Origin of the sequence: Bradyrhizobium sp. 160 (genome assembly GCF_023073735.1) — a bacterium.
GTDB lineage: Bacteria > Pseudomonadota > Alphaproteobacteria > Rhizobiales > Xanthobacteraceae > Bradyrhizobium.
This window is the reverse complement of record NZ_JADPKD010000034.1, coordinates 419,022-444,828: the sequence shown is the minus strand read 5'-3', so window position 1 is coordinate 444,828 and position 25,807 is coordinate 419,022. Positions and strand designations below refer to the sequence as shown.

Genomic DNA, 25,807 nt, shown 5'->3' with positions numbered 1-25,807 from the left:
GATACGATGGATTTTCAACACTCCGCCCGTTCGCTCGAGCTCCAGGACCGCGTCCGCCAATTCATGCGGACGCATGTCGAGCCCGTCGAGGAGCACTATTACGAGCAGGTCAAGCCGGAGGCCGCGCGCTACAAGACGCCGCAGGTGCTTCAGGACCTGAAGAAGCTGGCGCGGGAGCAGGGGTTCTGGAACCTGTTTCTCTCTGGCGAGCACGGACCCGGCCTCAGCAACCTCGACTACGCGCCCGTGAAGGAGATCATGGGCCGCATCCTCTGGGCGCCCGAGGTCTTCAACTGCTCGGCCCCTGATGTCGGCAACATGGAGGTGCTGGCGAACTACGGCACGCCCGCGCAGCAGGAGCGCTGGCTGAAGCCGCTGCTGGAAGGGCGCATCCGCTCCGGCTTCTCGATGACCGAGCCGCAGGTCGCCTCCAGCGATGCCACCAATATCCAGTGCGAGATCCGCCGCGACGGCGACAATTACGTCATCAATGGCCGCAAATGGTTCACGTCAGGCGCCATGAACGAGGATTGCGAGATCCTGATGGTGATGGGCAAGACCGCGCCCGACCATCCCGACCGCCACCGCCAGCAATCCATGATCCTGGTGCCGAAGGCGACGCCTGGCGTGCGCATCGTCCGCGACATGCTGACCTACGGCTACGACGACGCGCCGGTCGGCCATCCCGAGATCGTCTACGACAACGTCCGTGTGCCCGCCGAGAACATCCTGCTCGGCGAGGGCCGCGGTTTCGAGATCGCGCAGGGGCGGCTCGGGCCCGGCCGCATCCACCATTGCATGCGGCTGATCGGCTGCGCTCAGCGCGCGCTGGAATTGATGTGCCGGCGAGCGACCTCCCGTCTCGCCTTCGGCAAGCCGCTGGCGGAGCAGGGCTCGGTGCGCGAGGACATCGCGCACTCCTTCTGCGAGATTGCGCAGGCGCGGCTGCTCACGCTGCAAGCCGCCGACAAGATGGACCGCGACGGCAACAAGGCCGCGCGCGACCTGATCGCCGCCGCCAAGATCGTGGTGCCCAGCATGGCCGCCCGCGTCATCGATCGCGCCATCCAGATCCACGGCGCCGCCGGCGTCTCTCAGGACACGTTCCTTGCGCGTGCTTACGTCTACGCCCGCTTCATCCGCATCGGCGACGGGCCGGACCAGGTGCATCTGGCGGCGGTGGGGAAGGAGCTGATCAGGCGTGGCGGGGTGATGGCGGGCTAGGGCTATTGCTCCCTCCTGCTCTCCGGCAGCGAAGCACCGAAGCCGCAGCTGTCCGTGGCCCTGGCTTTCCACTATATGCGGGCTGGCGACGTCCTCATGTGCTGGCGCGACGCGGTCGTGCATGTAGGGCAGGTCCGCCGGGGGGAGCCAAATTGAACCGATTGAATCTTCACGATCCTCTTTTCGCCACCTATGTCATTGCCGCCAGCCTGATCATCTTGAAGGCCGTGGCGATGTCATGGCTGACGGTGATCCGCATGCTGCAAGCCAAGGGTGGCTATCGGTCGCCAGAAGATCTCAAGAAGACCCCATTGAATCCTGCGCCCGATCCATCGCAGCTTCTCCCCAACGAACGTGTCGAGCGGATCCGCCGGATCCAGATGAACGATCTCGAGAGCCTGCCGTACTTCCTGGTCGCGGGCCTTCTCTATATCCTCACACAGCCGTCGCTGCGGCTCACACAGTGGCTGCTCTACGGCTACGTTGCCTCACGCCTGCTGCATTTTCTGGCGTATCTCACCGGACAGATCCACGAAATCCGCGCGACGCTGTGGACGGTCGGCTCGCTCATCCTCGTCTTCATGACCGTTCGCACGCTTCTCGTTGCACTCGGCGCTTGATCCTCAATCGGCCACACCGGCGACCCGCTGGGCCGAAAGGTAGCGTTCGAGAGCGTCTTCTTGCTTGAAAAAGCGCATGGCGCGCAGGTCGCGGATCGTTGTTTTTTGTATCGCATCGCGACGCCGCGTGATCTCGCGGGCTTCTTCCAGGCGGCCCGCGGCGACTAGATTCGCAGCCAACATGCGATGGCCGGTGCCATTGCTGGGATTGTGCCGAACCGACTTGCGGGCCCACGCAATGCCATCCTCATGCCGCCTGAGCGCAAAGTAAGATGCGGTCAATCCTGTCATCCACATATGCAGCATCCTGTCATCGGGACTAAGGACGAGAGAGCGATGCAGGCATATCACCGCGTTCTCGTAATCACCTGCCATGCTGTCGATCATTCCGAGCACGCCCCATGCAAAGGCCGAACTGGGATTGAGCCTCACGGCCTCGCTGGCGTGAATGCGGCCCTGATCGTTGTCGCCGACCGGCCCAAAGAGGGTGAAGCCATATACTGCATGCGCAAAAGCATCCGCACCATCCTGCTCGACGGCGCGACGCGCCAGACCGAGTGCCTCGACCGCGGCATCGGTCGGCGTGTCGGCGCCGAGCGGTGAAGCCATGACGAGTGCCCAAGCAAGCGCCGCGAGCGTCGGCGTGCGGGTCTGATCGAGCCCAAGAGACTGTCGAAGCAGGTCGATCGACTTGGTGACGTCATTGCGGGTGCCGCTCCACAGGTGATGAAGCGCACGCAGATAGAGATCATATGCCGAAAGATTGGTCGGCGGCTTTCGGCGCGCCCGCTCGATCTCGGCGCTGCGAACGGCGGGATCGACGACTGCGGCAACACTGGTGCTGACGTCATCCTGCAGATCGAAGATGTCGATGAGGGGGCGGTCATAACGATCGGACCAGACTTGTGCCTCACTGGCCGTATGGGTCAGTTCGGCCGATATGCGAACACGGTTGCCGGCCTTGCGTATATGGCCGCTCAAGACGTATTGGACACCGAATTGTTGCGCAATCTGCTGGCTGGTCATTCCCTTGTCCCGGAGGGCAAAGCTCGATCCGCGCGCAATCACCACCAACTCGCGAAAGCGCGATAAAGCGGTGATGAGGTCTGCGGTGACGCCATCGGCGAAGTACTCCTGTTCGGGGTCACCGCTCATGTTCCGGAACGGAAGCACCGCCACGGAGGGCTTCTCGTTGCCGATCACGTGCGCTGGTGGAGGTGGACGTTCTGCCGCTATGTCAGCCGCAGCCGAAACGATCTCCTGCTCTTGGACCTTGCGCAGTTCCGCAGCGAGGGCGCTGGTGGCCAGATCGGGCCGGGTGCCAAGCTCCTGCTTCAGCAAGGCAACCACGTCCTGGTAGTATTTGAGTGCTTCCGCGTTCCGTCCGGCTGCGGAGAACGCGCGCATGATCAAGCGATGCGCATCTTCGCGCATGCAATTGAGCACGTTGGCACGCTGGCCGGCACGGAGGGCCTCGCCCGTACGCCCCGCAGACAGCTCGTACTCGCCGAGCAAAACCATTGCGCCAAGAGCCAACTCCGACAACCGCTCACGTTCGCCAGCCAACCACTCGCTCCAGCCCTCCTCGTTGACGCCAATGTCATCAAGGAGACGCCCGCGGTACAGATCTGTCGCCGCCGTCAACGCGTCATGGCTGCCTTTTCGGACAAGCTCCTCAAATTGAGGCACGTCGCAAGCGATCGCAGTGGCGTTCAACGAAACAAATTCGCCGTCACTCCTGAGAGCATCCTGGCCCAGGATTTGACGCAGCTTGAAGAGCGCCTGTCGCAGGTTTTGCTTCGCCTGCGTGTCGAAGTGAGATCCCCACAGCAAGGTCGACAGTTTTTCGCGTTGCTGGGGCTCAGGTGCCATGCAAGCCAGATAGGCGAGCAATCCCGCGAGCTTCCTGTTGGGCAGGCTGACGACGCCGCCCGGTCCTGCCAGTTCGAAACGGCCGAGGAGCGAGAGGGCAAAACCCGGGCGCCGCCTAGATGCAGATTCAGTCATTCCGCCTCTAATTTGAGCAGACACGCCCGTAGATATACATCCTACACGAATTGCGAGTTTCACGAACACTAATAACGCGTCGATGACGCTTGAATAACGCCAGCGAAGACGACTGCGGGTTCAGATCATGTTGCGACGAGATGCCGTTTGGCTGATCGACGCAGAGCAATGTCATCGGGCAGGCCGTCATGTGCGCGCGTCACCTCCTAGCAGTGGTCGCTATTCTCTTCGTGGTCCTTGCGGGGATCGACGTCGCGCTGACGGCCTTTGCCGCGCCGAGAGCCAGGGTCGCTTCGGACTCGGCACCTCCGGTTGCACCGCTCTTATTCGGAGGCGACTGATGGACTCCGATTTCACATGGCCGTCAAACAGGAGGTCGCATTGAGCATCTCGACGATCAAATATTCGACGGGGCCGAAGCTGCTCACAACAAGGCCCAGACGTTGTCGAGAAATCCTATCTCTTGATGGGAGGAAACGGCGATGACGCACGCTTCATTTGCCGAGGCCACAAACGCGCCCCCGGGCAAGGCCCCGAGTGCGCATCCCCGACGCCATTCCCCCTGCAAAGCATTTTCATCTGCGCAGCTTGGCGCCCCTCCCGTTGTTCGTCACCTGGTACCAGCGCGCCTGCTTCAGGGCGGAGCTGCTCGCCGACCTCAGGGACAGGCCCGAATACCTCAGTGACATCGGGATTTGCCGCCACGAGGCGACGTCCGAAACCACCCGATTTTTCTGGGAGCCAGTCCTGCTTAGGCGCAGCAGAGGCGACTGAGTGGAGTCCAATTTCATATGGCCGCCAAACGGGAGGTCGCATTGACCGATATCGCGCCAATCGACGTTCCCGCGCCACCTCGGACCTCTGTTGCATCAACGATCATCGCTGCACTTCACGAATCTCGCCGCCTAGAGGCAATTAACGTCATTCATCGCTACCGGCATCTTGGTTGCGATCGAGTCGAGATCAACCTTTGCGACCCGACGCCATCGCCGGACACGAGAACGCGCGCTCGTCAGATGCTGAACAATCGAATGGACAAGAAAGTGAGGGGATTCAGCGAAACACATCTGATGATCCTCATTCTTCTGGGATTCGGCGTCGTTCACGTGATTGGCGGCGTCCTGATGGCGCGCGCGGCTCCCGAGCAAGGCAATCCTCCCTTGGTCGTCGCAGCCTGGGGCGACTGAGGGTGGCCGGCGACGGAAGCTGGTTCATTGGATGAGAAAGATCGAGAGGCCGACGTGACAGCAATCATAAACGCGATTTCCCGGACGGTCTTCTCGGCCACCAGCAGCGACGTGGCGAAACACGCTCTGCTGCTGGTCGCAGCGTGCGTCTTCGTGTTCGTGCTCTCGCTCACCTATGGCTTGGATTTGAGCCCCGGATTGTTTTGATCATTGCGGTGGCAAGAACCGCGAACGCTGCCCGGTCTGCAATTCCAATCGCGGCGGTGCTCAAAAGCGCGCGCCGGTCTCTGTCGATGGTGATCGCGGAATTGTATGACATCGCCATGGGACTGCCTCCTGGCTTCAGGCAATCGGAGCCTGCGGGGCAGGACAATCCCTGGTCTGCCTCAGCAACATGGCTTGGAAGTTGGTCAATAGCTCGTTAGGCCTTGTTAGATGCTGTGAGCCGTTGCGATCGCTGCCCGCCGCGGAAGAAAGACAAGCTCAGCATTACTGTCCAGGTCCGCTCACGAGGGCAGGGCGGAAGTGCCTTCACTGTTACCCTCTTTTAGGGCGTGTGGGCTAAAGACGCAGATGCCCGATCGATGCGGATGTCCGCCTAGGCTGCCACGGGCTGCTCTGAAGGAGAAGCTACGCCGTGGGTTTGTTAGATGACAAATTCAGCGCAAGACGACGTTGGATTGTCGTGGCTGCGATCCTCCTGGCGGCCCTGGTCATTCAAATCCCCCTCGTCCTCAACGCGGATCTGGGCTGGCTTCTGACCGCAAACGAAAAGATCCTGGATGGCCGGAAGCTCGGGATCGACCTCTTTGAGTCCAACCCGCCTCTGTCGGTCTACATGTACATGCCGGCGGTGATGCTCGCGCGCGTGACCGGTGTTGCACCCGAATTCGTCGTGACCGTCCTGGTGATTGCCGAGATTGCCGCTGCGCTTCTGATGATGGACCGAGCAGCCGCAGCCGCAAGGCTGGGGGCTCGGGAGAGAAATATTTCAGCCTGGTCGTTTGCGCTTCTGCTCGCAATTCTTCCGGGTGCCATCTTTGGACAACGTGAACACATCGCGGTGATCGCCTTGACACCGTTTGTCGCCGTCACCGCACTGCGCTGGCGCGGGCTCGATCCTGGGTGGGTGGCGATCGTCGCCGGAGCGGGGGCGGGGCTCGCCATGAGTATCAAGCCATTCTTTGCTCTGGTGGCAGGCCTCCCGATCATCCTGGGCGCGCTCCGCCAGCGTTCTTTCAGGTCCTTGTTCACCTCGGAAGCGTGCACGGCTGCTGCTGTCGTCATCGGCTACGCGGCGGTAGTGATAGCCGTCTTCCCCGCCTATGTCTCCATCTATGCCCCGATGGTCGCCGAAGCCTATCTGCCGATCAGAAGGGAATTTGGTCGCCTGCTCGCCATTCCAATCGCGGTGATAGGCGCTTCCATCGGCTTCCTGCACCTGCTTGGCCGTCAAACTCTCAAAATGCAGAGCGAGGCAATCCCTTGGCTGGCCGCCGCGGTCGGCGGCGCCGCGGGTTTCCTTCTTCAGGGCAAGGGCTGGCCATATACGGCTTTCGCGCTTTGTCTGTTTGCGATTGCGGCGCCGTTGCTACAGGCCTGCGCGAGGGCAGTGCGAGCGCCCATTGTGACCGGCGGCCTCGCAACCGTTGTGGCCATCGGGCTCTATCTGTCCTCACCGGCCCCAGGGTTTCCGCCGCTGAAGGAGCGTGTCGAGGCCCTCGTGAAGCAGCCGCGGCTGCTCACGATCACCGACCACATCCGGCTGGGACATCCACTCGTCCGTCAGATCGGCGGCACCTGGGTGGGCAGCTCGTGTGCGCAGCTTTTGGCGGCCGGCGCAATACTGCGCGAGAACAACTCGCAACCGACTCCGGAGGAGCGGGCAAGATTGGACAGCATCATCAATTTCGAACGACGGCATTTGCTGGCGGACCTGCGAAACGGTCGGCCAAATGTCATTCTCGTGGATACTTATCTGCTGAGCACGTTCGAGTTCGATTGGTTGGCCTGGGCCAATTCAGACGCTGAACTCAAGCTGGAGCTAAGTCGCTATCGCGAAATCGAGGACGTCGGCCGCGTTCGCATCTTTGTCGATCAATCAAGCTTGGAAAGATAAGCCGCTGTCTCGTTCGATGTGCACCGGCCGAACGGCAGATGAGACTTGCGGGGCAGCCAGAGCTGCAGCCAGGGCTGCTGGAGGGCGCGCCATTGCGATGATGACATCATGCCCCTGTTTTGCCCGACGTGTCAAACGGCTTCGTGAAATCCGCAGTCGTTGGCGCCGACCGTCAAGTCATTGATATAGCTGCCCCCGCCTACTGTGCATGGGGTTGTTTTTCGACTTTTTTCGAGGATGGGCCTTGCCGTTCGCTCACCCCGCCCTGGCGGTGCGGCCGTCCGCCGCGCCCGAACGCAGGTTCTGGAAGAATTTCTCCACCTCGCGCGACAGCGTGTCCGCCGTCTCCGTCAGGCTGCTCGCCGCCGTCAGCACGGAGGCTGCCGCCGTGTCGGTCTCGCCGATCGCGTCGCGCAGCGAGGTGATGTTGGCGACCAGGGTCTCGTTGCCCTGCGCGGCCGATTGCGCGTTGGAGGAAATCTCGCGCGTGGCGGCGTCCTGCTGGCCGATGGCGCCGGCGATCGCCGAGGTGACCTCGTTGATCTCGCGCACCGCGCCGCCGATCTCGCGGACGGCCTCGACCGCATTGCGCGTGGAGGCCTGGATCATCGAGACGTTCTCGCCGATCTCGGCGGTGGCCTTGGCGGTCTGGCCCGCGAGCGCCTTCACCTCATGGGCGACGACGGCAAAGCCGCGGCCGGCATCGCCGGCGCGCGCCGCCTCGATGGTGGCGTTGAGCGCGAGCAGGTTGGTCTGCTCGGCGATCGCCTGGATCAGGTTGAGAACGCCGTCGATACGTTGGGTGGCCGCGGCAAGGCTCTCGATCTCGGAGATCGACTTCTCGGTGCGCTGGCCGGTCTGCTCGACCGCGCCGGCGGATTGCCGCACCTGGCGGCCGATCTCTTCCACCGAGGCCGACAGTTCCTCGGCGGCGCTCGCCACCGCCGTGACGTTCTGCGAGGCCTGCTCGGTGGCGTTCGCCGCCGTGCCGGCGCGACTATTCGCATCCGCAGTAACGCGCGTGATGGTCTGCGCCGTCTCGCGCATGGTGGAGGCGTTGTCGCTGAGGCCGCGCATGATGGCGCCAATCGCCTCGCGAAACGCCTCGGCGGATTTTTCGATATGGCGGGCGCGCTCCTCGCGCGCGGCGGAGTCGTGCGAGACCTGCGAGGCGAGATTGCGGTTGCGGTCCATTGCCTCCTGGAAGACCTCGATCGCGCGTGCCAGCGCGCCGATCTCGTCGGCTCGGTTGCTATAGGGCACCACGACGTTCTCGGTCCCGTCGGCGACCTGCTTGATGGTCGCCGTGATGGCCGAGAGAGGCCGTGCGATCGAGCGGGCGATGATGACGATGCCGATCACGACCAGGGCCAGCGCCACGCCGCCGAGGCAGGTCAGGACGAAAGACAGCGTGCGATTGGTCTCGGTCTGCTGGGCGATTTGCCTGCCGCGTTCGGCATACACCTTGGAGAGCGCTTCGAGGTCCTTGTTCAGCGCCGAGCGCACGCTGCGATTGGCGTCGTTGTCGCCCCATTCGCGGCCCGCGGCCGCATTGATCTCAATGCCGCGGCGCACCAGCTCCTTGCGGAACTCGACGAACTGTTCGATGCGCTTCTTGAAGGTGGAAAACTGCTCGGCATCGTCGGCCTTGACGATGGTCTCCCAGCGCTTCACGACATCGAGGATCTGCGCGTTGAACTTGAGCAGGCCCTCGCCGTATTTCCTCACCACGGCGGGCTCGGTCGACATGTAGACGCCGCGCGATTCCATCACGACCGCATAGACCAGCGAGTTGACCCGCTCGACGTTCAGCGCGGCCGCGTTCGCCGTCTCGATCGCGCTGGTCAGGTCGGCGCTGCGGCGGCTGTTGTAGTCGGACAGCAACGCGATCGCTGCCGTGAGCAGCGCAAACAGCGCGAAGATCGCGTAGAGCTTGGTGGCAAGCGTGAAACGGCCGGCGAGGCCAGCGGCATTCCCAGATCGGTCTGATGGCATGGTGTTCAAGAGGCCCGTGATGGCCTGGAGCGGCCGGTGGCGCGGTCGTTTGAATTTGATGCAAAACTATGCAGAACGAAGATGGATGCGGCGTTAACGCCGCAGGCCCGGAAGAGCGCGCCGCCCGGGCGGAAATACGAAATGTTTCAGCCGGTTGGGAAAACTCGATCGATCTCCGGCAGGTCGCCCCCGGGAATCCGGCCGGACGCTCCAAACATCGGCGTGCACGCCGGCCGTCAAAAGCGTATTCCTGCCGTCGGGATCGCCTTCGAGATTAATTTGCACTCGGCCACTGGCCGACGACCCCTGGAGAGGGCCTTGGTCTACCGCCACACCATCGACGCGACGACCTACACGTTCCCGGACTTGCGCGACCTTCTCGCCAAGGCGACGCCGCCGCGCTCCGGCGACCGGCTGGCCGGGATCGCCGCCGCCAGCGCCGAGCAGATGATCGCGGCACGGATGGCGCTCGCCGATGTCCCCCTCGGACAGTTCCTCCAGGAAGCGGTCATCCCCTATGAGGCTGACGAGGTCACCCGTCTCGTCGTCGACAGCCACGACGCAAAGGCCTTTGCGCCGGTGGCCTCGCTGACGGTCGGCGCTTTCCGCGACTGGCTGCTATCGGACGCCGCCACGCCCGAGGCATTGAAAATGCTCGCGCCCGGCCTCACGCCGGAAATGGCGGCCGCCGTCTCGAAACTGATGCGCAACCAGGATCTGATCCTGGCGGCGCGGAAGTGCGAGGTCACCACCGCCTTCCGCAACACCATCGGCCTGAAGGGGCGGATGAGCACGCGGCTGCAGCCCAACCATCCGTTCGACGATGCCAGGGGCATCACCGCCTCGATTCTCGACGGCATCCTGCTCGGGGCCGGCGATGCCTGCATCGGCATCAACCCGGCGAGCGACGATCCGGCCGTCGTCGCCCAATTGCTGCGGCTGCTGGACGAGATCATCGCGCGGCTCAAGATCCCAACCCAGGGCTGCGTGCTCACCCATGTCACGACGACGCTGTCGCTGATCGGGCAGGGCGTGCCGGTCGATCTCGTCTTCCAGTCGGTCGCCGGCACCGAAGCCGCCAACCGCAGCTTTGGCGTCGACCTCGCGCTTCTGAGGGAGGCCCAGGAGGCCGGGTTGTCGCAGCGGCGCGGCACCGTCGGGCAGAACGTGATGTATTTCGAGACCGGGCAGGGCTCGGCGTTATCGGCGGGCGCCCATCACGGCGTCGACCAGCAGACCTGCGAGGCGCGCGCCTATGCGGTCGCCCGCGCCTTTGCGCCGCTTCTGGTCAACAGCGTGGTCGGCTTCATCGGACCGGAATATCTCTATGACGGCAAGGAAATCATCCGGGCCGGGCTAGAGGATCATTTCTGCGGCAAGCTGCTCGGCCTGCCGCTTGGGGTCGACATCTGCTACACCAACCACGCCGAGGCGGACCAGGACGACATGGACAATCTGCTGACGCTGCTCGCCGCCGCCGGCGTCACCTTCATCATGGGCGTGCCCGGTGCCGACGACGTCATGCTGAACTACCAGTCGACCTCTTTTCACGACGCGCTCTATGTCCGTGACGTCTTCTCCCTGCGCCGCGCGCCGGAATTCGACGACTGGCTGGTGTTATCAGGCATTGCCGGCGCCGACTTTCGCCTTGCCGGAGATGCAGGCCTGCTGCCCGATTTTGCCTCGCGGCTGATTGCGTAACGCCACGGAAAACGCCAGCTCCCCCCGGAAACTATTGGCGCCTCTCGCGAATTGAATGCCGGCCACAATATTGAGAAATTCCGGCGACAGCATTACGCTAGGTGACTGGCTGGCAATTTCCGCACCATTCGGTCGAGCGTGGCGGGGGAGCTTTGATGCGAGCTGAAAGTAACGGAACGTCCCGGCGGATTCTCTGTGTGTTTCCGCGCTACACCTCGTCGTTCGGCACGTTCGAGTATTCCTATCCCCTGACCGACGGCGTTCGCGCCTTCATGCCGCCGCAGGGCCTGCTGCTGATTTCCGCCTATCTTCCGAAAGAGTGGCAGGTCAAATTCGTCGACGAGAACCTTCGCCGCACGTCGAAGGAGGAGTTCGAATGGGCGGAGGCGGTCTTCGTCAGCGGCATGCACATCCAGCGCCAGCAGATGAACGACATCTGCCGCCGCGCCCATGAATTCGATCTGCCGGTCGCGCTCGGCGGTCCCTCGGTCAGCGCCTGCCCGGACTATTATCCGTCGTTCGACTATCTCCACGTCGGCGAGCTCGGCGATGCCACCAACCAATTGATCGAGATCCTGTCGCGTGACACCTCGCGTCCCGAGCAGCAGGTCGTGCTCACGACCAAGGACCGCGTGCCGATGACGGAGTTTCCGATCCCGGCCTACGAGCTGGCCGACGTCAAGAAATACTTCCTCGGCAGCATTCAGTATTCCAGCGGCTGCCCCTATCAGTGCGAGTTCTGCGACATCCCCGGCCTCTACGGGCGCAATCCCCGGATCAAGACGCCGGAGCAGATCATCGCCGAGCTCGACCGTCTTCGCGAATGCGGCATGACCGACACCGTCTATTTCGTCGACGACAATTTCATCGGCAACCGCAAGGCGGCGATGGACCTGCTGCCGCATCTGATCGAATGGCAGAAGCGGACCGGCTACGTGGTGCGGCTCGCCTGCGAGGCGACGCTCAACATCGCCAAGCGGCCCGAGATCCTCGAGAAGATGCGCGAGGCCTATTTCATCACCATCTTCTGCGGCATCGAGACGCCGGATCCGGATGCATTGCATGCGATGCACAAGGACCACAACATGATGGTCCCGATCCTGGAGGGCGTGCGCACCATCAACTCCTACGGCATGGAGGTCGTGTCCGGCATCATCATGGGGCTCGACACCGACAAGCCGAACACGTCGGAGGCGCTGCTCGCTTTCGTCGACGAGTCCCGGATTCCGCTGCTCACCATCAATTTGCTCCAGGCGCTGCCGAAGACGCCGCTGTGGGACCGGCTGGAGCGTGAGGGACGCCTGGTCCACGATGAGGGCCGCGATTCCAACGTCGACTTCCTGCTGCCCTACGACGAGGTTGTCGCGTCCTGGAAACATTGCATGGAGGTCGCTTACGCGCCCGAGAAGGTCTATGCGCGCTATCAGCATCAGTGCGATTACACCTATGCCAACCGCCTCAAAGTGCCGGTGGCACCGGAGATGAAGACCTGGCCCAACATCAAGCGCGGCCTGATCATGCTACGCAACATCTTCTGGCAGATCGGGGTGCTCGGCGACTACAGGCGCGTGTTCTGGAAGTTCGCCTTGGGGCGAATCCGGCGCGGCGATCTCGAAGGCCTGATCGGCTCCGCCACGATTGCGCATCATCTCATCACCTTCGCGCGCGCGGCCTCCAGCGGCAAGCAGAACGCCTCGAACTACTCGATCCGGCTGCGCGAGGCCGCCGTTCCCGCCGAATGATGCGACATGTCTGATCCGGCTCCGCCGCTCCGTCCGACGCTCGATCTGCGGACGTTCACGCCCGCACGCGTTGCGCTGGGCCGCAGCGGCGCAAGCCTGCCGACGCGCGCCCTGCTCGATTTCACGCTGGACCATGCCCGCGCCCGCGATGCCGTGCATGCCGTTTTCGAGGTGCCGCGTCTGGTCACCGATCTCCGCGCGCTAGGCCTGGTCGTGACCGAGGTGAGGAGCCGGGCGATCGACCGCAGGGACTATCTGCGGCGGCCGGACCTTGGACGGCAGCTTGATGCCGGCTCAGCCGAGCTTCTGGTGCCAAGGGCCTCGGCGCCGTACCAACTCGCGCTCGTGATCGGCGAGGGCCTGTCGGCGGCAGCGGTCCACGGCCATGCGGTGGCGCTGCTGCGGCGCCTGCTGCCGCTGCTCGCGGCCGACGATGGTGTCGCGATCGGCCATGTCGTTGTCGCCTCAGGCGCGCGCGTCGCGCTCGGCGACGAGATCGGCGCGATTCTCGGCGCGCACATGGTCGCAATGCTGATCGGCGAGCGGCCGGGCCTGTCGGCGCCCGACAGCCTCGGCGCCTATCTGACCTTCGCGCCCAAACCCGGCCGTACCGACGCTGAGCGCAATTGCGTGTCGAGCATCCACCGCGCTGGGTTGAGCTATGAAGACGCTGCTTTCAAGATCGCCTGGCTGGTCCGTGAGGGGCTCGCCCGGAAGACCACCGGCGTGGCGCTGAAGGACGAGAGCGCGGACCGCGGGCCGCGTCGAATTGGCACGGCTTTGCTGGAATGAGTAGCATTCCGGCAAAATCGCCGCATCTTGATCGATTCGGCCACATTTCGCCGGCTTGCGAGAAGGGTGATTGACCTGCTAAACCCCTCGCGGCGATTTTCCGCGCATTTTCAAAGGGCAAGCCTCCCATTGGTATGGCGTTTTCAAGCCGTTCGCGGGGCGTAATAAGCTCTCAAGACCGAACCGATTTAGGAACTGGATAAGGCATGCTCGAAAAGCACAGCGAGAATGAGGTTCATGTCGACAAGGTCGAGCAGGGACCTACGTCCTCGATCGCCTTCGGGCTGGAACGGCTCGGGCTGATCGCCGTCCGGACCCCGATCGTGTCGTGTATCGTCCTGCTCGCGCTGATCGTCGGCGCCGTGTTCGGCATTCACCGGATCAAGATCGACGATTCGCTGTCGCAGCTCTTCCGCTCCGACACCCGCGAATTCCACCAATACGAAGAGGTGACCAAGAAGTTCCCGGCTGAGGAGTTCGACGTTCTCGTCGTGGTTGAGGGCAAGAATCTGCTGGCGAGGAACAACCTGGAGAAGCTGCGGGACTTCATCACGGACCTGCAGTTGGTCGAAGGCACTCGCGGGCTGGTCTCGCTGTTCTCTGCGCGCCAGGCACCGGCGCCGGGCAAGCTGCCGGCGGCGCTGTTCCCGCCCGAGCTGCCCGAGGGCGCGGCCTATGACAAGTTCATCGAGACCGTCAAGAACAACGAGATCATCCGCGGCAAGCTGTTGTCGGAGGACGGCACGCTGGCCCTAATCGTGCTGTCGCTCGATCCGGAGGTGGTCGGCTCCAACAAGCTGACCAAGACCGTCGGCGACATCCGCACGCTGATGAAGGAGGACCTTAGCGACACCGGGCTCAACGTGCAGCTCTCCGGCGTGCCGGTGATGCAGCTCGAGATCCGTAACGCGGTCGAGCGCGACGGCCTCACCTACAACATCCTCGGCATCCTCGCCGGCTGTATCATCGCCATCATCTTCTTCCGCAAGATCTCGTTCATGGTCGCGGCGGCATTCCCGCCCATGATCGCGATCCTGCTGGCGCTCGGTGCGCTCGGCTGGGCCAATTTCAACCTCAACATGTTCCTGAACGTGATGACGCCGCTCATCATGGTCATCAGCTTCTCGGATTCGATGCAGCTCACCTTCGCCGCACGCGACCGGCTGATCGCGGGCCAGGACAAGTTCACGGCATTCAAGAACGCCGTGCTGGTGGTGGGGCCGGCATGCGTGCTGACGCACGGCACCGCCGGGATTTCCTTCATCGCGCTCCAATTCTCCGACTCCGACCTGATCCGCAAGTTTGGCGAAGCGGGCCTTGCTGCCACCATCATCGCGCTGGTGGCGGTGCTGTCGCTGGTGCCGGTGTTCGGCGTGCTGTTCGTGCGCAACGAGAAGGTTTTTGCGGTCAAGTTCCAGGGTGCCGATGCCGGCGTCCAGGCGCTGCGCAATTTCTGCTATTGGATCGCGGTGCGCATGGTCGGCCGTCCCGGCCTGTTCAGCCTGATCGCGGTGCTGTTCGTCGGCGGTCTCGGCGTCATCTACGCCAATCTGGAGCCGCGCTATCGGCTCGCCGATCAGGTGCCGGACAAGCGCCAGGCGGTCGCCGCCAGCGACCGGCTCGACGCCAAGCTGACCGGCGCCAATCCGGTCAACGTTCTGATCGCGTTTCCCAAGGGCGAATCGCTCTATTCGCCCGAGACGCTCCAGACCATCGGCGACGTGCATGCGATCGTGGAGAAGGCGGCCGGTGTCGGCAACGTCTGGTCGCTCGAGACCCTGCGCCGCTGGCTGGCGGAAAAGGCCGGCAGCGCCGACGTCGCGACGCTGCAGGAATATGTCAACGTCATCCCCGAGCACCTGGTGCGGCGCTTCATCGACGCCGAGCAGGACGCGGTCGTGGTCGCCGGCCGTGTGCCGGACAAGGATTCCAGCCAGCTGCTGCCGATCGTCGACAAGCTCGATTCCGAGCTCGACGCCGTCCGCAAGAAGCATCCCGGCTACGAGATTGCAGTGACGGGCCTCGCTGCGATTGCGGCGCGCAACTCAGCCAGCATGATCGAGAAGCTGAACCGCGGCCTCACCATCGAATTCGCGCTGGTCGCGATCTTCATCGGCCTCGCCTTCCGCTCCTGGGTCGTGATGTTGGCCTGCATCCTGCCGGGCATCTTCCCGGTGGTGATGTCGGGCACGGTGCTGTGGGCGATGGGCGAGGGCCTGCAATTCGCCAGCGTGGTCGCGCTCACCGTCTCGTTCGGCCTCGGCCTCAGCGCCACCATCCACTTCCTCAACCGCCTGAGGCTCGAGAGCAAGCCGGGCGTCGGCTCGGCGCTCGCGGTGGAGCGCGCCACCGTCTTGGTCGGACCGGCGCTGATCCTGACCACGGTGGTGCTGGCCTGCGGCCTCGTCGTCACCGTGTTCTCCGACCTGCCGTCGCTGCGGCTGTTCGGCTGGCTCAGCGCCTTCTCGATGGTGATGGCGCTCGTCGCCGACCTCTTCATCCTGCGGCCGACGGCGATGTGGCTGATCAACCTGCACGCGAAGCTGCAGGGCGATAAGCCGGCGATTTGAGCGGGACGGGCCGGGCCGTCTCGGATTCGATGTCACGCAGCCATATGCATGTCCATGTCAACAAAAAGCCCCCGGCTCGCGAGAGCCGGGGGCTTTGTTGCTCGTGAGCCGAAAGGACGTCAGCCCTTCGTCATCGTGATATTGACGCCGCGGATCTCGCCCTTGGAAGAGATCTGCACCGTCTGTTTGGTGCCGTTGGTGCGCAGCGACAGATTGGCGGCAAAACCGTTGGCCTCGACGAACACGTCGATCTGACCGCCGCCGGCGGTGCCCTGGAGGTTGCCGAAGATGTTGCGGCTGGCTTCGCTCCAATTGCCGGAGATGCGGTCGCCCTGGCTCGTCACGTCGCTCGTGAGGTCGAACTTGTAGCTGTCGGACGCGCAGTGCAGCGCCTGCTTGAGGTTGAGGCCGCTGCCGGCGACCTTGTAATCGGCCTTGCAGCGGATGCGTTCGGTGGAGCCGTCGGACAGCGACACCGTGCCGGTGCCGGTCCACGCGCCGTCGAAACCGGCAAATGGGCCGGACGATTGAGCATGGCTTGCCGACACCGAGAAGAGCAGCGCAGCCCCGACGCCGACCGCCTTGATTGCCTGTCCAGATCGCCCAAAGAATGTCATCTCAAATATCCCGTTTTGGAACGACGTCCATTCAAGACAAGGACGTCTCGCCACATCGAAAGTTTAGTGTTCCGAGCCTGTGCCAGGTTCAACGCGTGACCACCGAAGATGGTGCTTCGTGCCACGCGCAACAACGCGATTCCCCGTGTTTCGGTGTGTTTCCGACCGAAACAGCAAGGGAGAGAGATGCAGCTCTGCAACAGATCCCAGCCAAAACGCGATGTTCCAGAATTATCTCGTAGTATCAGCCTCTTACATCTGCCAATGAAGGCGCAGGGAAGACCTGATTTGGTGGGAGTGGCGCCAATTTGGCCGCATTTGCCAGTGCTTGTGCCTTCTCTGAGGCCGCTACTCCCGCGGCAACTTGCCATCAGAACAATCCGCTCCGGACATCCGCCCCGTGCAGCCCGTGATCGGTGCGATTCTGCCGTCAGAATGAAGGAATACAATGCGTAAGCTTCTCGTCGCTCTCACCCTGCTGTCGGCCTCTCTTTCGACGGCGGCGTTCGCCCAGCAAGGGCGTGGCACGGACGCTGAGCAGAAGGCCTGCACACGCGACGTGCAGAAGTTCTGCCGTCCGGTCATCGACCAGGGCGATTTCACCGTCCTGGCCTGCCTCAAGGAGAACCGGGCCAAGATCTCGCAGGCCTGCGACCAGGTCCTGAAGAACCACAACCAGTAAGTTCGGCCGCTGGCCGACAAGGGCGGCCCGGGCCGCCTTTTTCGGCGCGATCCGCACGGGGCAGCCATCGAGAGACAGGATTGGTTTTGCGGCCATATTCCCCTATATGGGGGCCGCCGGCATGAGCCCGCGCGAGCGAAAAAGCCCTTCCTGTCCAACCGATTGTAAACCAGCCCTCGATGACCTCTGCGAGCGAATTGCGATCCGGCAAGGGTGACCGCGACGAGAATTTTCCCGTCGCGTCCTGGATCATTCATCCGCGTCATCGCGCGCTGATTCTGGCGTATTACAATTTCGTCCGCACCGCCGACGACATCGCCGACCATTCGACGCTGCCGCCCGACGAAAAGCTCGCTTATCTCGACCTGCTCGAGGCGGAACTGCTCGGCGAGGGCGACACCCAGGCCGAAGCGGTCACCCTGCGCCGTGCACTGGCCGAGCGCGGCATGGCGCCGCGCCATGCGCTCGACGTGCTCATCGCCTTCCGCATGGACGTCACCAAGCTGCGCTACGAGAATTGGGACGAGGTCATCCAGTATTGCCGCTATTCGGCGATGCCGGTCGGCCGCTTCATGCTCGACGTTCATGGCGAGAGCACCTCGACCTGGGCTGCCTCGGATGCGCTCTGCGCGGCGCTCCAGATCAACAACCACCTCCAGGATTGCGGCAAGGATTTTCGCGAGCTCAACCGCGTCTATCTGCCGCGCGATGCGCTGGCTGCGAGCGGCGCCTCGGTCGAGCAGCTCGGGCTGACGCAGTCGCCGCCGGCGATGCTGGCCTGCCTTCAGGCGCTCGCCGTGCGAAACGAAGCGCTGCTGAACGAGAGCAAGTCGCTCAGCGCGCAGGTGAGGGACTTCCGCCTCGGCGTCGACATTGCGGTGATCCAGGCCTATGCCGACCGCATCGTGCGCCTGCTCAAGGTGCGCGATCCGCTGCGCCAGCGCGTGCATCTGAACAAGCTCGAGCTGCTCGCCTTCAGCCTCGCCGGGATGATCGGCGAAGTCGGCCGTCGCGCAATCGGACGCAGGGCCATTTCCAGACCGGGGACTGCACATGACGCTTGAGGCGACCTCGCCCGGCGCCAATTATGGCTCGACCGCATCCGGCAGCTCGTTCTACGCCGCGATGCGCATCCTGCCGCATGATCAGCGCGAAGCGATGTTCCAGATCTACAGCTTCTGCCGCCAGGTCGACGACATCGCCGATTCCGACGGCCCGCGCGCGGAGCGGCTTGCCGCGCTTCAGCAGTGGCGCAACGACATCGATGCGCTCTATCAGGGCAATCCGCCGCCGCGCCTGAAGGACTACGTCGCCTCGGTGAAGACCTTCGGGCTGAAACGCGAGGACTTCCTTGCCATTGTCGACGGCATGGAGATGGACGTGCCGCAGGACATCCGCGCGCCCGATATGGCGACCCTCGATCTCTACTGCGATCGTGTCGCCAGCGCCGTGGGGCGCCTGTCGGTGCGGGTGTTCGGCCTGCCGGAAGAAGACGGCATCCTGCTTGCCCATCATCTCGGCCGCGCGCTTCAGCTCACCAACATCCTGCGCGACATCGATGAGGACGCCGGCCTCGGCCGGCTCTATCTGCCGCGCGAGGCGCTTCTGCATGCCGGCATCACCTCCATCGATCCCAACCGCGTCATCGCCGAGCGCGCGCTGCCGAAAGTCTGTCTGCCGCTGGCGCAGCGCGCGAAATCGCATTTCGAGAAGTCGGACGAGATCATGAACCGCAACAAGCGCCGCGCGGTGCGCGCGCCGCGGATCATGTCGAAATACTATCATTCCATTCTGGACCTCCTGATGGCGCGCGGCTTCGACGCGCCGCGCGCGCCGGTGCGTGTGTCGAAGATCACACGCATCCTGATCCTGCTCCGTTACGCTTTCATCTGATGCAAAAGACAGCTCATATCATCGGCGCCGGGATTTCCGGCCTCTCCGCCGCCGTGCGGCTCGCCAATGCCGGCTTCAAGGTCGCCGTGCACGAGGCAACGCACCAGGCCGGCGGCCGCTGCCGATCCTATTTCGACGGCGCCACCAATCTCACCATCGATAATGGCAATCATCTGCTGCTGTCGGGCAACAGCCATGCGCGTGCCTATGCGCGCGCGATTGGCACCGAGGCCGGCCTTGTCGGCCCCGAGCGCGCGCAGTTTCCCTTTGTCGACATCAAGACCGGGCAACGCTGGCAGATCGATCTCGGCGATGGCCGGCTGCCGACCTGGGTTCTCGACGAGAGCCGCCGGGTGCCCGATACCGGGCTGAGCGATTATCTCAAGCTGGCGCCGCTGGTCTGGGCGTCGGAGGAGACACTGGTCGGCAAGTCCATTCCTTGCGAGGGCATCCTCTATCAGCGTCTGGTGCAGCCGTTGCTGCTGGCGGCGCTCAATGTCGATCCGCCCGAGGGCTCGGCCGGGCTCGCCGGCGCGATCGTGCGCGAGACGCTGCTCGCGGGTGGGCAGGCCTGCCGTCCCCTGATCGCGCGCGACGGCCTCAGCGCCGTCCTGATCGAGCCTGCTGTGAAATTCCTGGCTGAGCGCGGCCACACGGTTCAGCTCGGCCATGAGCTGCGTTCGTTTGACACCAATGACGGCAAGGTCGGCGCGCTGAATTTCGGCGGCGAGGACGTGATCGAGCTCAATGAGGGGGACGCCATCGTGATGGCGGTGCCGCCCCGCGCCGCCGCCAGCCTGCTGCCCGGCCTGAAGACGCCGACCGAATTCCGCGCCATCGTGAACGCGCATTTCCGCTTCGAGCCGCCGCCGGGCTCTGCACCGATCCTCGGCGTGATCGGCGGCGTTGTGGAGTGGCTGTTCGCGTTCCCGAACCGACTGTCCGTCACCATCAGCAATGGCGACCGCCTGGTCGACATGCCGCGCGAGGAACTCGCGCAGGCGATCTGGAACGACGTCCGCAAGGCCGGCGGCGTGTCCGGTGAGTTGCCTCCGTGGCAGATCGTGCGTGAGCGCCGCGCCACGTTTGCCGCGACGCCAGCGCAGAATGCCCTGCGTCCGGCGCCGATCACTGCGCTGAAAAACCTGTTCCTTGCCGGGGATTGGACTGCTACGGGATTGCCTGCAACCATCGAGGGATCGGTCCGGTCGGGCGATCGCGCCGCCGATCTGATTCTCGCCGCACAGCGGCCCTGACGGGCAAATGTCCCGGTCAATTTCAATCGACAATCGGAGCAATCGAGCGACATGGATTCCGTGAACGCGACCAGCCGCGAAGCCTTGGATCCAAGCATCTTGGAATCGAGCATTGCATCGGCGACGCAAGGCGTCCTCGGCTTCCAGCAATCGGACGGCCATTGGGTGTTCGAGCTCGAGGCCGACTGCACGATTCCGGCCGAGTATATCTTGCTGCGCCATTATCTCGCCGAGCCCGTTGACACGGTGCTCGAGGCCAAGATCGGCAACTATCTGCGTCGCGTCCAGGGTGCCCATGGCGGCTGGCCGCTGGTGCATGACGGTGAGTTCGACATGAGCGCCAGCGTGAAGGCGTATTTCGCACTGAAGATGATCGGCGATTCCATCGATGCCCCGCACATGGTGCGTGCGCGCGAGGCCATCCATGCGCGCGGCGGTGCGATTCACAGCAACGTCTTCACGCGCTTCCTGCTCGCGACATTCGGCGTCGTGACCTGGCGCGCGGTGCCGGTGCTGCCGATCGAGATCGTGCTGCTGCCGTTCTGGTCGCCGTTCCACCTCAACAAGATCTCCTATTGGGCGCGCACAACGATGGTGCCGCTGATGGTGATCGCCGCGCTGAAGCCGCGTGCGAAGAATCCGAAGGGCGTCGGCATCGACGAGCTGTTCCTGCAGGATCCGCGTTCGATCGGCATGACCGCGAAGGCGCCGCACCAGAGCATGGCCTGGTTCCTGCTCTTCCGCTCGCTCGACGCGATTCTGCGCCTGATCGAGCCGATGTTTCCCAAGAGCCTGCGCAAGCGCGCGATTGATGCGGCGCTCGCCTTCATCGAGGAGCGGCTCAACGGCGAGGATGGCATGGGCGCGATCTATCCGCCCATGGCTAATATCGTGATGATGTATGACGCGCTCGGCAAGGACGAGAATTATCCGCCACGCGCGACGACGCGGCGGGGCATCGACAAGCTGCTCGTTATCAAAGACGACGAAGCCTATTGCCAGCCCTGCGTCTCGCCGGTGTGGGACACGACGTTGACGGCCCATGCGCTGCTGGAAGCTGGCAACGCGCAAGCCGTGCCGGCCGCCAAGCGTGGCCTCGATTGGTTGATCCCGAAGCAGGAGCTCGAAGTGAAGGGCGATTGGGCGGTGAAGCGGCCCGACGTGCGTCCGGGCGGCTGGGCCTTCCAGTACAACAATGCCCATTATCCCGATCTCGACGACACCGCCGTCGTGGTGATGTCGATGGACCGGATGCGCCGGGAGCACGGCGCGACCGGCTATGACGCCGCGATCGCCCGCGGCCGGGAGTGGATCGAGGGCATGCAAAGCGACGACGGCGGCTGGGCTGCCTTCGACGTCAACAATCTCGAATATTACCTGAACAATATCCCGTTCTCCGACCACGGCGCGCTGCTCGACCCGCCAACCGAGGACGTCACCGCGCGCTGCATCTCGATGCTGGCCCAGCTCGGCGAGACCGCGAAGACCAGCAAGCAAGTGGCCGACGGGGTCGCGTACTTGCGGAAGACCCAGCATCCGGAAGGCTCCTGGTACGGCCGCTGGGGCATGAACTTCATCTACGGAACCTGGTCCGTGCTCTGTGCCCTCAATATGGCCGGCGTCGACCACAAGGACCCCATGATTCGCAAAGCCGTGGCCTGGCTGGCCTCGATCCAGAACGAGGACGGCGGCTGGGGCGAGGATGCCGTCAGCTATCGCCTGGACTACAAGGGCTGGGAGGCTGCGCCCTCGACCGCCTCGCAGACGGCATGGGCCTTGCTTGCCCTCATGGCGGCAGGCGAGGTTGATCACCCGGCCGTCGCCCGCGGGGTGGAGTACCTGATTGCAACACAAAACAAAAAAGGACTGTGGGACGAGCAGCGGTACACCGCCACAGGCTTCCCCCGCGTGTTCTATCTACGATATCATGGTTACCCAAAGTTCTTCCCGCTGTGGGCACTGGCGCGGTACCGGAACTTGCGGAACACCAACAGCAGGGTGGTAGGGGTCGGAATGTGACTTTGGGGACGGGGGACTATTTTACCGCGGGTAATACGATCGACCCGCGGCCGATACTGATCGTGACCGGTTTGGTTCAGGAGGCCCGCATTGCAGCCGGGCCCGGAATGGCGGTCATCTGTTCATCCAGCAGCCCGACCCAGTTGCGGGCCCTGCTGACGGTGGTGGATCCCGAAACGATTCGCGGTGTGATCTCGTTTGGTGTGGCTGGCGGGCTCGACCCGACACTGCGCTCCGGTGACGTCGTGCTGGCCACCGAAGTGCTGTCCGGCGACACCCGTTGGGCCGCCGGGCTGTCGCTCGGCGACGACCTCATCGATCGCCTGACCTCGGGACGCCGCCGTGTCGTGCGCGGTAGCCTCGCCGGTGCCGAGGAAGTGGTCACCGGGCGGTCCTGCAAGGCGGCGCTGCATTCGGAGACGGGAGCAGCGGCCGTCGACATGGAGAGCCACATCGCGGCCGCCTACGCCGCCGAGGCCGGGCTGCCCTTTGCCGCGGTCCGCGTCATCAGCGACCCCGCCCATCGCGCGCTGCCGGCGCTCGCCCGCGCCGCCATCAAGCCGAACGGCCAGATCGACCTTCCGGCCGTGCTGCGCGGCATCGTGCGCAATCCGGCGACGCTGCATGCGCTGGTCTCGACCGGCCTCGACTTCAACCGCGCGCTGCGATCTTTGCGCGGCTGCCGCGACTTTCTGATCGGCACCGAGGTTGCCGGCAGCGAGACCCTGGTCTCAGAGGCGGCCTGAGCGGCTTCTTCGAGCTGACGAAAGAAAGGCCCGGTCGCATCGGCGACCGGGCCTTTCTCTTAATCTTACCTGCTTGGGCCTGCCTCAAGCCGCCGTCGAAGCCTTCGTCGCCTTCTCCTGCGCTGCGAGAGCTTCGTCGCGGCGGATCTCCGAGAGCTTCTTCTGGACCTGCTCGGAGAAGATGTACTGAGCCGGGCGCTGCTTGGACATGTCGATCTCCGGCGCCATCGGGCCAGTGGTCTTGATGCCGCGCAGCGACACCCACATCGCCTTCAGCGGGTTGTTGAGGGCTGCGGTTGCGGCGGTCGGCTCGTAGCCGCAATGGGCCATACAGTCGGCGCACTTCTCGTATTTGCCGGTGCCGTAGCTATCCCAGTCGGTGGTCTCCATCAGCTCCTTGAAGGTCTTCGCATAGCCTTCGCCGAGCAGGTAGCAGGGCTTCTGCCAGCCGAAGATGTTGCGCGCGGGCATGCCCCACGGCGTGCACTCGTATTCCTGGTTGCCGGCGAGGAAGTCCAGGAACAGGCCGGAATGCATGAAATTCCACTTCTTGCCCTTGCCCATGGCGAAGACGTCGCGGAACAGCTTCTTGGTCTTGGTGCGGTTGAGGAAGTGCTCCTGGTCCGGCGCGCGCTCATAGGCGTAGCCCGGGGACATCGAGACGCCGACGCCGAGCTCGACGGTGAAGTCGAGGAATTTCGCGATCTCCTCGGCCGGGTGGCCGTCGAAGATGGTGGCGTTGACGTTGACGGTGAAGCCGCGCGCCTTGGCCGCCTTGATCGCGGAGACGGCGCGGTCGAACACGCCCTTCTGCGACACCGCCTTGTCGTGGTGATCGCGCAGGCCGTCGAGATGCACGGAGAAGAACAAATACGGAGAGGGCTCGAACAGATCGAGCTTCTTCTCAAGCAGCAGTGCGTTGGTGCAGAGCGAGACGAACTTCTTGCGCGCGACGAGGCCGCGCACGATCTCGCCGATCTCCTTGTGGATCAGCGGCTCGCCGCCGGGAATCGCGACCATTGGCGCGCCGCATTCGTCGGCGGCATCCCAGCACTCCTGGGCCGTCATGCGGCGATTGAGGATCGCATCGGGATAATCGATCTTGCCGCAGCCGACGCAGGCGAGGTTGCAGCGAAATAGCGGCTCCAGCATGAGCACGAGCGGATAGCGTTTGCGGCCAAGCAGTTTCTGCTTGAGCAAATAGCCGCCGATACGCATTTCCTTGAAGAACGGGATGGCCATTACAAGTTTCTTTCTGGGCTTTGAATTCGGGTGGGTCAGCTCGCAGCCAGTTGGGCCGGAAGCCTGAATTCGATGTTTTCCTCGCGGCCCGGCAACACCGACACCTTCACGGGTCCGATCCGCCGCATCGCTTCGATCACGTCATCCACGAGTACCTCGGGCGCCGATGCGCCGGCCGTGACGCCAACCGTCCTGGCATTCTTCAACCATTCCGGATTGAGCTCGCTGCCGTCGGCAATCAGATAACTCGCGACGCCGGCTTCGGTGCCGATTTCGCGGAGCCGGTTCGAGTTCGAGCTGTTGGCAGCGCCCACCACCAAGATCACGTCGACCAGCTTGCTCAAATCCCTTACCGCAGATTGGCGATTCTGTGTCGCATAGCAGATATCCCGGATATCCGGACCTTGAATATCTGTAAAGCGGGCCTGAAGGGCCGCGATGATGTCCTTGGTGTCGTCGACCGACAGGGTGGTCTGGGTGATGTAGGCCACTGGCGTATCCGCCGGCAGCGCCAGCGCCTTAACCTCTTCAACGCTTTGAACCAGCAGCACGGGAGCGGGAACCTGGCCCATCGTGCCCTCGACCTCGGGGTGGCCGGCATGGCCGATCAGGATCAGCGTGCGTCCTTTGCTGATGTAGCGCTTCCCCTGATTGTGAACTTTCGTGACCAGGGGGCAGGTGGCGTTCAGCACCGGAAGGTCGCGCGCCGCGGCCTCTTCCTCGACGCTGCGGGCGACGCCATGGGCGCTGAAAACGGTCACCGCTTTCGGCGGCACCTCGGACAATTCCTCGACGAAGATCGCGCCCTTGTTCTTCAGGCTCTCGACCACGTATTTGTTGTGCACGATCTCATGGCGCACGTAGACGGGCGGGCCGTACTTTTCCAGGGCCCGCTCCACGATCTCGATCGCACGCACCACGCCCGCGCAGAAGCCGCGCGGCTGCGCCAGATAAACTTCCATTGGACGTCCATCACGCAAGTTGCACCAATCCACTTCAAAGTTCCCGACAGCACCCGATACTGACCAACGAGCTGCAATATCCGCACCATCGGTCTTGCGCACGCGGTAGCCGCCCACTCCCCGTTTGGGGCTCCGGCGCATGGAGGCGCAATACTTTGTGTCAAAAAATCGGCAGCAAGGGAAGGCTGAATGAACGTTGGGTTCCCGACAAAATGCATTATGTGGTATTATGGTAGGGTAATCCATTGTGAGCGATATGGCGGCGTGGTGCTCACTCTTTCGTCACTTTCCCGCCTCAACTCCCCGGTTATACCGACCGCCCCACATGATTTTTGCCACGCTCCTCCGCCGTTTACCTCGAACCTTCGCGCGGCGAGAGCCACTCAAACAGCAATAGGTTTCGCCCGGGAACTCCGATAAACAGCGGGCGTTT

General features: G+C 63.6%; 20 protein-coding genes. 15 read left to right on the top strand and 5 right to left on the bottom strand.

What is annotated here, in order from left to right:
- Nucleotides 1-6 precede the first annotated feature (6 nt).
- Both IVA98_RS15890 and IVA98_RS15885 read left to right on the top strand, forming a co-directional pair.
- Nucleotides 7-1,224, top strand: a complete 1,218-nt coding sequence (locus IVA98_RS15890; RefSeq protein WP_247301341.1) for an acyl-CoA dehydrogenase family protein — start codon at nucleotides 7-9, stop codon at nucleotides 1,222-1,224.
- 152 nt (nucleotides 1,225-1,376) lie between these two features.
- The gene (locus IVA98_RS15885; RefSeq protein WP_247355172.1) at nucleotides 1,377-1,844 is read left to right on the top strand and encodes an MAPEG family protein; all 468 of its coding nucleotides are present in this window, start codon (nucleotides 1,377-1,379) and stop codon (nucleotides 1,842-1,844) included.
- A gap of 3 nt (nucleotides 1,845-1,847) precedes the next feature.
- Here IVA98_RS15885 and IVA98_RS15880 read toward each other — a convergent pair whose 3' ends face one another.
- Nucleotides 1,848-3,851, bottom strand: a complete 2,004-nt coding sequence (locus IVA98_RS15880; protein WP_247355171.1) for a BTAD domain-containing putative transcriptional regulator — start codon at nucleotides 3,849-3,851, stop codon at nucleotides 1,848-1,850.
- A gap of 815 nt (nucleotides 3,852-4,666) precedes the next feature.
- On the opposite strand from IVA98_RS15880, the gene IVA98_RS15875 reads away from it, so the two are divergent.
- The 3 genes from IVA98_RS15875 to IVA98_RS15865 all read left to right on the top strand — a co-directional run bounded on the left by IVA98_RS15875 (nucleotide 4,667) and on the right by IVA98_RS15865 (nucleotide 7,157).
- Nucleotides 4,667-5,038, top strand: coding sequence for a hypothetical protein (locus IVA98_RS15875; protein ID WP_247301338.1), 372 nt, complete (start codon nucleotides 4,667-4,669; stop codon nucleotides 5,036-5,038).
- A 27-nt stretch (nucleotides 5,039-5,065) separates the two neighbouring features.
- Nucleotides 5,066-5,245: a hypothetical protein gene (locus IVA98_RS15870; RefSeq protein ID WP_247301337.1), complete on the top strand. Its 180-nt coding sequence runs from the start codon at nucleotides 5,066-5,068 to the stop codon at nucleotides 5,243-5,245.
- A gap of 430 nt (nucleotides 5,246-5,675) precedes the next feature.
- Nucleotides 5,676-7,157: a hypothetical protein gene (locus IVA98_RS15865; RefSeq protein ID WP_247301336.1), complete on the top strand. Its 1,482-nt coding sequence runs from the start codon at nucleotides 5,676-5,678 to the stop codon at nucleotides 7,155-7,157.
- Between the two features lie 255 nt (nucleotides 7,158-7,412).
- Here IVA98_RS15865 and IVA98_RS15860 read toward each other — a convergent pair whose 3' ends face one another.
- The gene (locus IVA98_RS15860) at nucleotides 7,413-9,152 is read right to left on the bottom strand and encodes a methyl-accepting chemotaxis protein (RefSeq protein WP_247301335.1); all 1,740 of its coding nucleotides are present in this window, start codon (nucleotides 9,150-9,152) and stop codon (nucleotides 7,413-7,415) included.
- Nucleotides 9,153-9,470: 318 nt separating this feature from the next.
- On the opposite strand from IVA98_RS15860, the gene IVA98_RS15855 reads away from it, so the two are divergent.
- The 4 genes from IVA98_RS15855 to IVA98_RS15840 all read left to right on the top strand — a co-directional run bounded on the left by IVA98_RS15855 (nucleotide 9,471) and on the right by IVA98_RS15840 (nucleotide 15,957).
- Entirely contained in the window at nucleotides 9,471-10,853 is a 1,383-nt protein-coding gene (locus tag IVA98_RS15855) for an ethanolamine ammonia-lyase subunit EutB (RefSeq protein WP_247301334.1), read from the top strand.
- A gap of 155 nt (nucleotides 10,854-11,008) precedes the next feature.
- Complete coding sequence (locus tag IVA98_RS15850; RefSeq protein WP_247301333.1) at nucleotides 11,009-12,595, top strand: B12-binding domain-containing radical SAM protein; 1,587 nt, start codon at nucleotides 11,009-11,011, stop codon at nucleotides 12,593-12,595.
- Nucleotides 12,596-12,601: 6 nt separating this feature from the next.
- Nucleotides 12,602-13,387, top strand: a complete 786-nt coding sequence (gene eutC / locus IVA98_RS15845) for an ethanolamine ammonia-lyase subunit EutC (protein WP_247301332.1) — start codon at nucleotides 12,602-12,604, stop codon at nucleotides 13,385-13,387.
- A gap of 206 nt (nucleotides 13,388-13,593) precedes the next feature.
- Nucleotides 13,594-15,957 (top strand): efflux RND transporter permease subunit, encoded by a 2,364-nt coding sequence (locus IVA98_RS15840; protein WP_247301331.1) that lies wholly within the window; start codon nucleotides 13,594-13,596, stop codon nucleotides 15,955-15,957.
- Between the two features lie 119 nt (nucleotides 15,958-16,076).
- Here IVA98_RS15840 and IVA98_RS15835 read toward each other — a convergent pair whose 3' ends face one another.
- The gene (locus IVA98_RS15835) at nucleotides 16,077-16,574 is read right to left on the bottom strand and encodes a hypothetical protein (RefSeq protein ID WP_247333438.1); all 498 of its coding nucleotides are present in this window, start codon (nucleotides 16,572-16,574) and stop codon (nucleotides 16,077-16,079) included.
- Between the two features lie 448 nt (nucleotides 16,575-17,022).
- On the opposite strand from IVA98_RS15835, the gene IVA98_RS15830 reads away from it, so the two are divergent.
- The 6 genes from IVA98_RS15830 to IVA98_RS15805 all read left to right on the top strand — a co-directional run bounded on the left by IVA98_RS15830 (nucleotide 17,023) and on the right by IVA98_RS15805 (nucleotide 23,170).
- Nucleotides 17,023-17,256: a hypothetical protein gene (locus tag IVA98_RS15830; protein WP_166817451.1), complete on the top strand. Its 234-nt coding sequence runs from the start codon at nucleotides 17,023-17,025 to the stop codon at nucleotides 17,254-17,256.
- Between the two features lie 179 nt (nucleotides 17,257-17,435).
- Nucleotides 17,436-18,320, top strand: coding sequence for a squalene synthase HpnC (gene hpnC, locus IVA98_RS15825; protein WP_247301329.1), 885 nt, complete (start codon nucleotides 17,436-17,438; stop codon nucleotides 18,318-18,320).
- The gene (gene hpnD / locus IVA98_RS15820) at nucleotides 18,310-19,149 is read left to right on the top strand and encodes a presqualene diphosphate synthase HpnD (protein ID WP_247301328.1); all 840 of its coding nucleotides are present in this window, start codon (nucleotides 18,310-18,312) and stop codon (nucleotides 19,147-19,149) included. The genes hpnC and hpnD overlap by 11 nt, the downstream gene beginning before the upstream one ends.
- Nucleotides 19,149-20,405 carry a hydroxysqualene dehydroxylase HpnE gene (gene hpnE, locus IVA98_RS15815; protein WP_247301327.1) on the top strand — a complete coding sequence of 419 codons (1,257 nt, stop codon included), beginning with the start codon at nucleotides 19,149-19,151 and terminating at the stop codon, nucleotides 20,403-20,405. Before hpnD ends, hpnE begins: the two co-directional genes overlap by 1 nt.
- 51 nt (nucleotides 20,406-20,456) lie before the next feature.
- Nucleotides 20,457-22,424, top strand: a complete 1,968-nt coding sequence (shc, locus tag IVA98_RS15810) for a squalene--hopene cyclase (RefSeq protein ID WP_247301326.1) — start codon at nucleotides 20,457-20,459, stop codon at nucleotides 22,422-22,424.
- Entirely contained in the window at nucleotides 22,421-23,170 is a 750-nt protein-coding gene (locus IVA98_RS15805) for a phosphorylase (protein ID WP_247301325.1), read from the top strand. Before shc ends, IVA98_RS15805 begins: the two co-directional genes overlap by 4 nt.
- Nucleotides 23,171-23,254: 84 nt before the next feature.
- Here IVA98_RS15805 and hpnH read toward each other — a convergent pair whose 3' ends face one another.
- Together hpnH and ispH are read right to left on the bottom strand one after the other, a co-directional pair.
- Nucleotides 23,255-24,412 carry an adenosyl-hopene transferase HpnH gene (hpnH, locus tag IVA98_RS15800; protein WP_247301324.1) on the bottom strand — a complete coding sequence of 386 codons (1,158 nt, stop codon included), beginning with the start codon at nucleotides 24,410-24,412 and terminating at the stop codon, nucleotides 23,255-23,257.
- 35 nt (nucleotides 24,413-24,447) lie between these two features.
- Nucleotides 24,448-25,374, bottom strand: coding sequence for a 4-hydroxy-3-methylbut-2-enyl diphosphate reductase (ispH, locus tag IVA98_RS15795; protein ID WP_247301416.1), 927 nt, complete (start codon nucleotides 25,372-25,374; stop codon nucleotides 24,448-24,450).
- Nucleotides 25,375-25,807 lie beyond the last annotated feature (433 nt).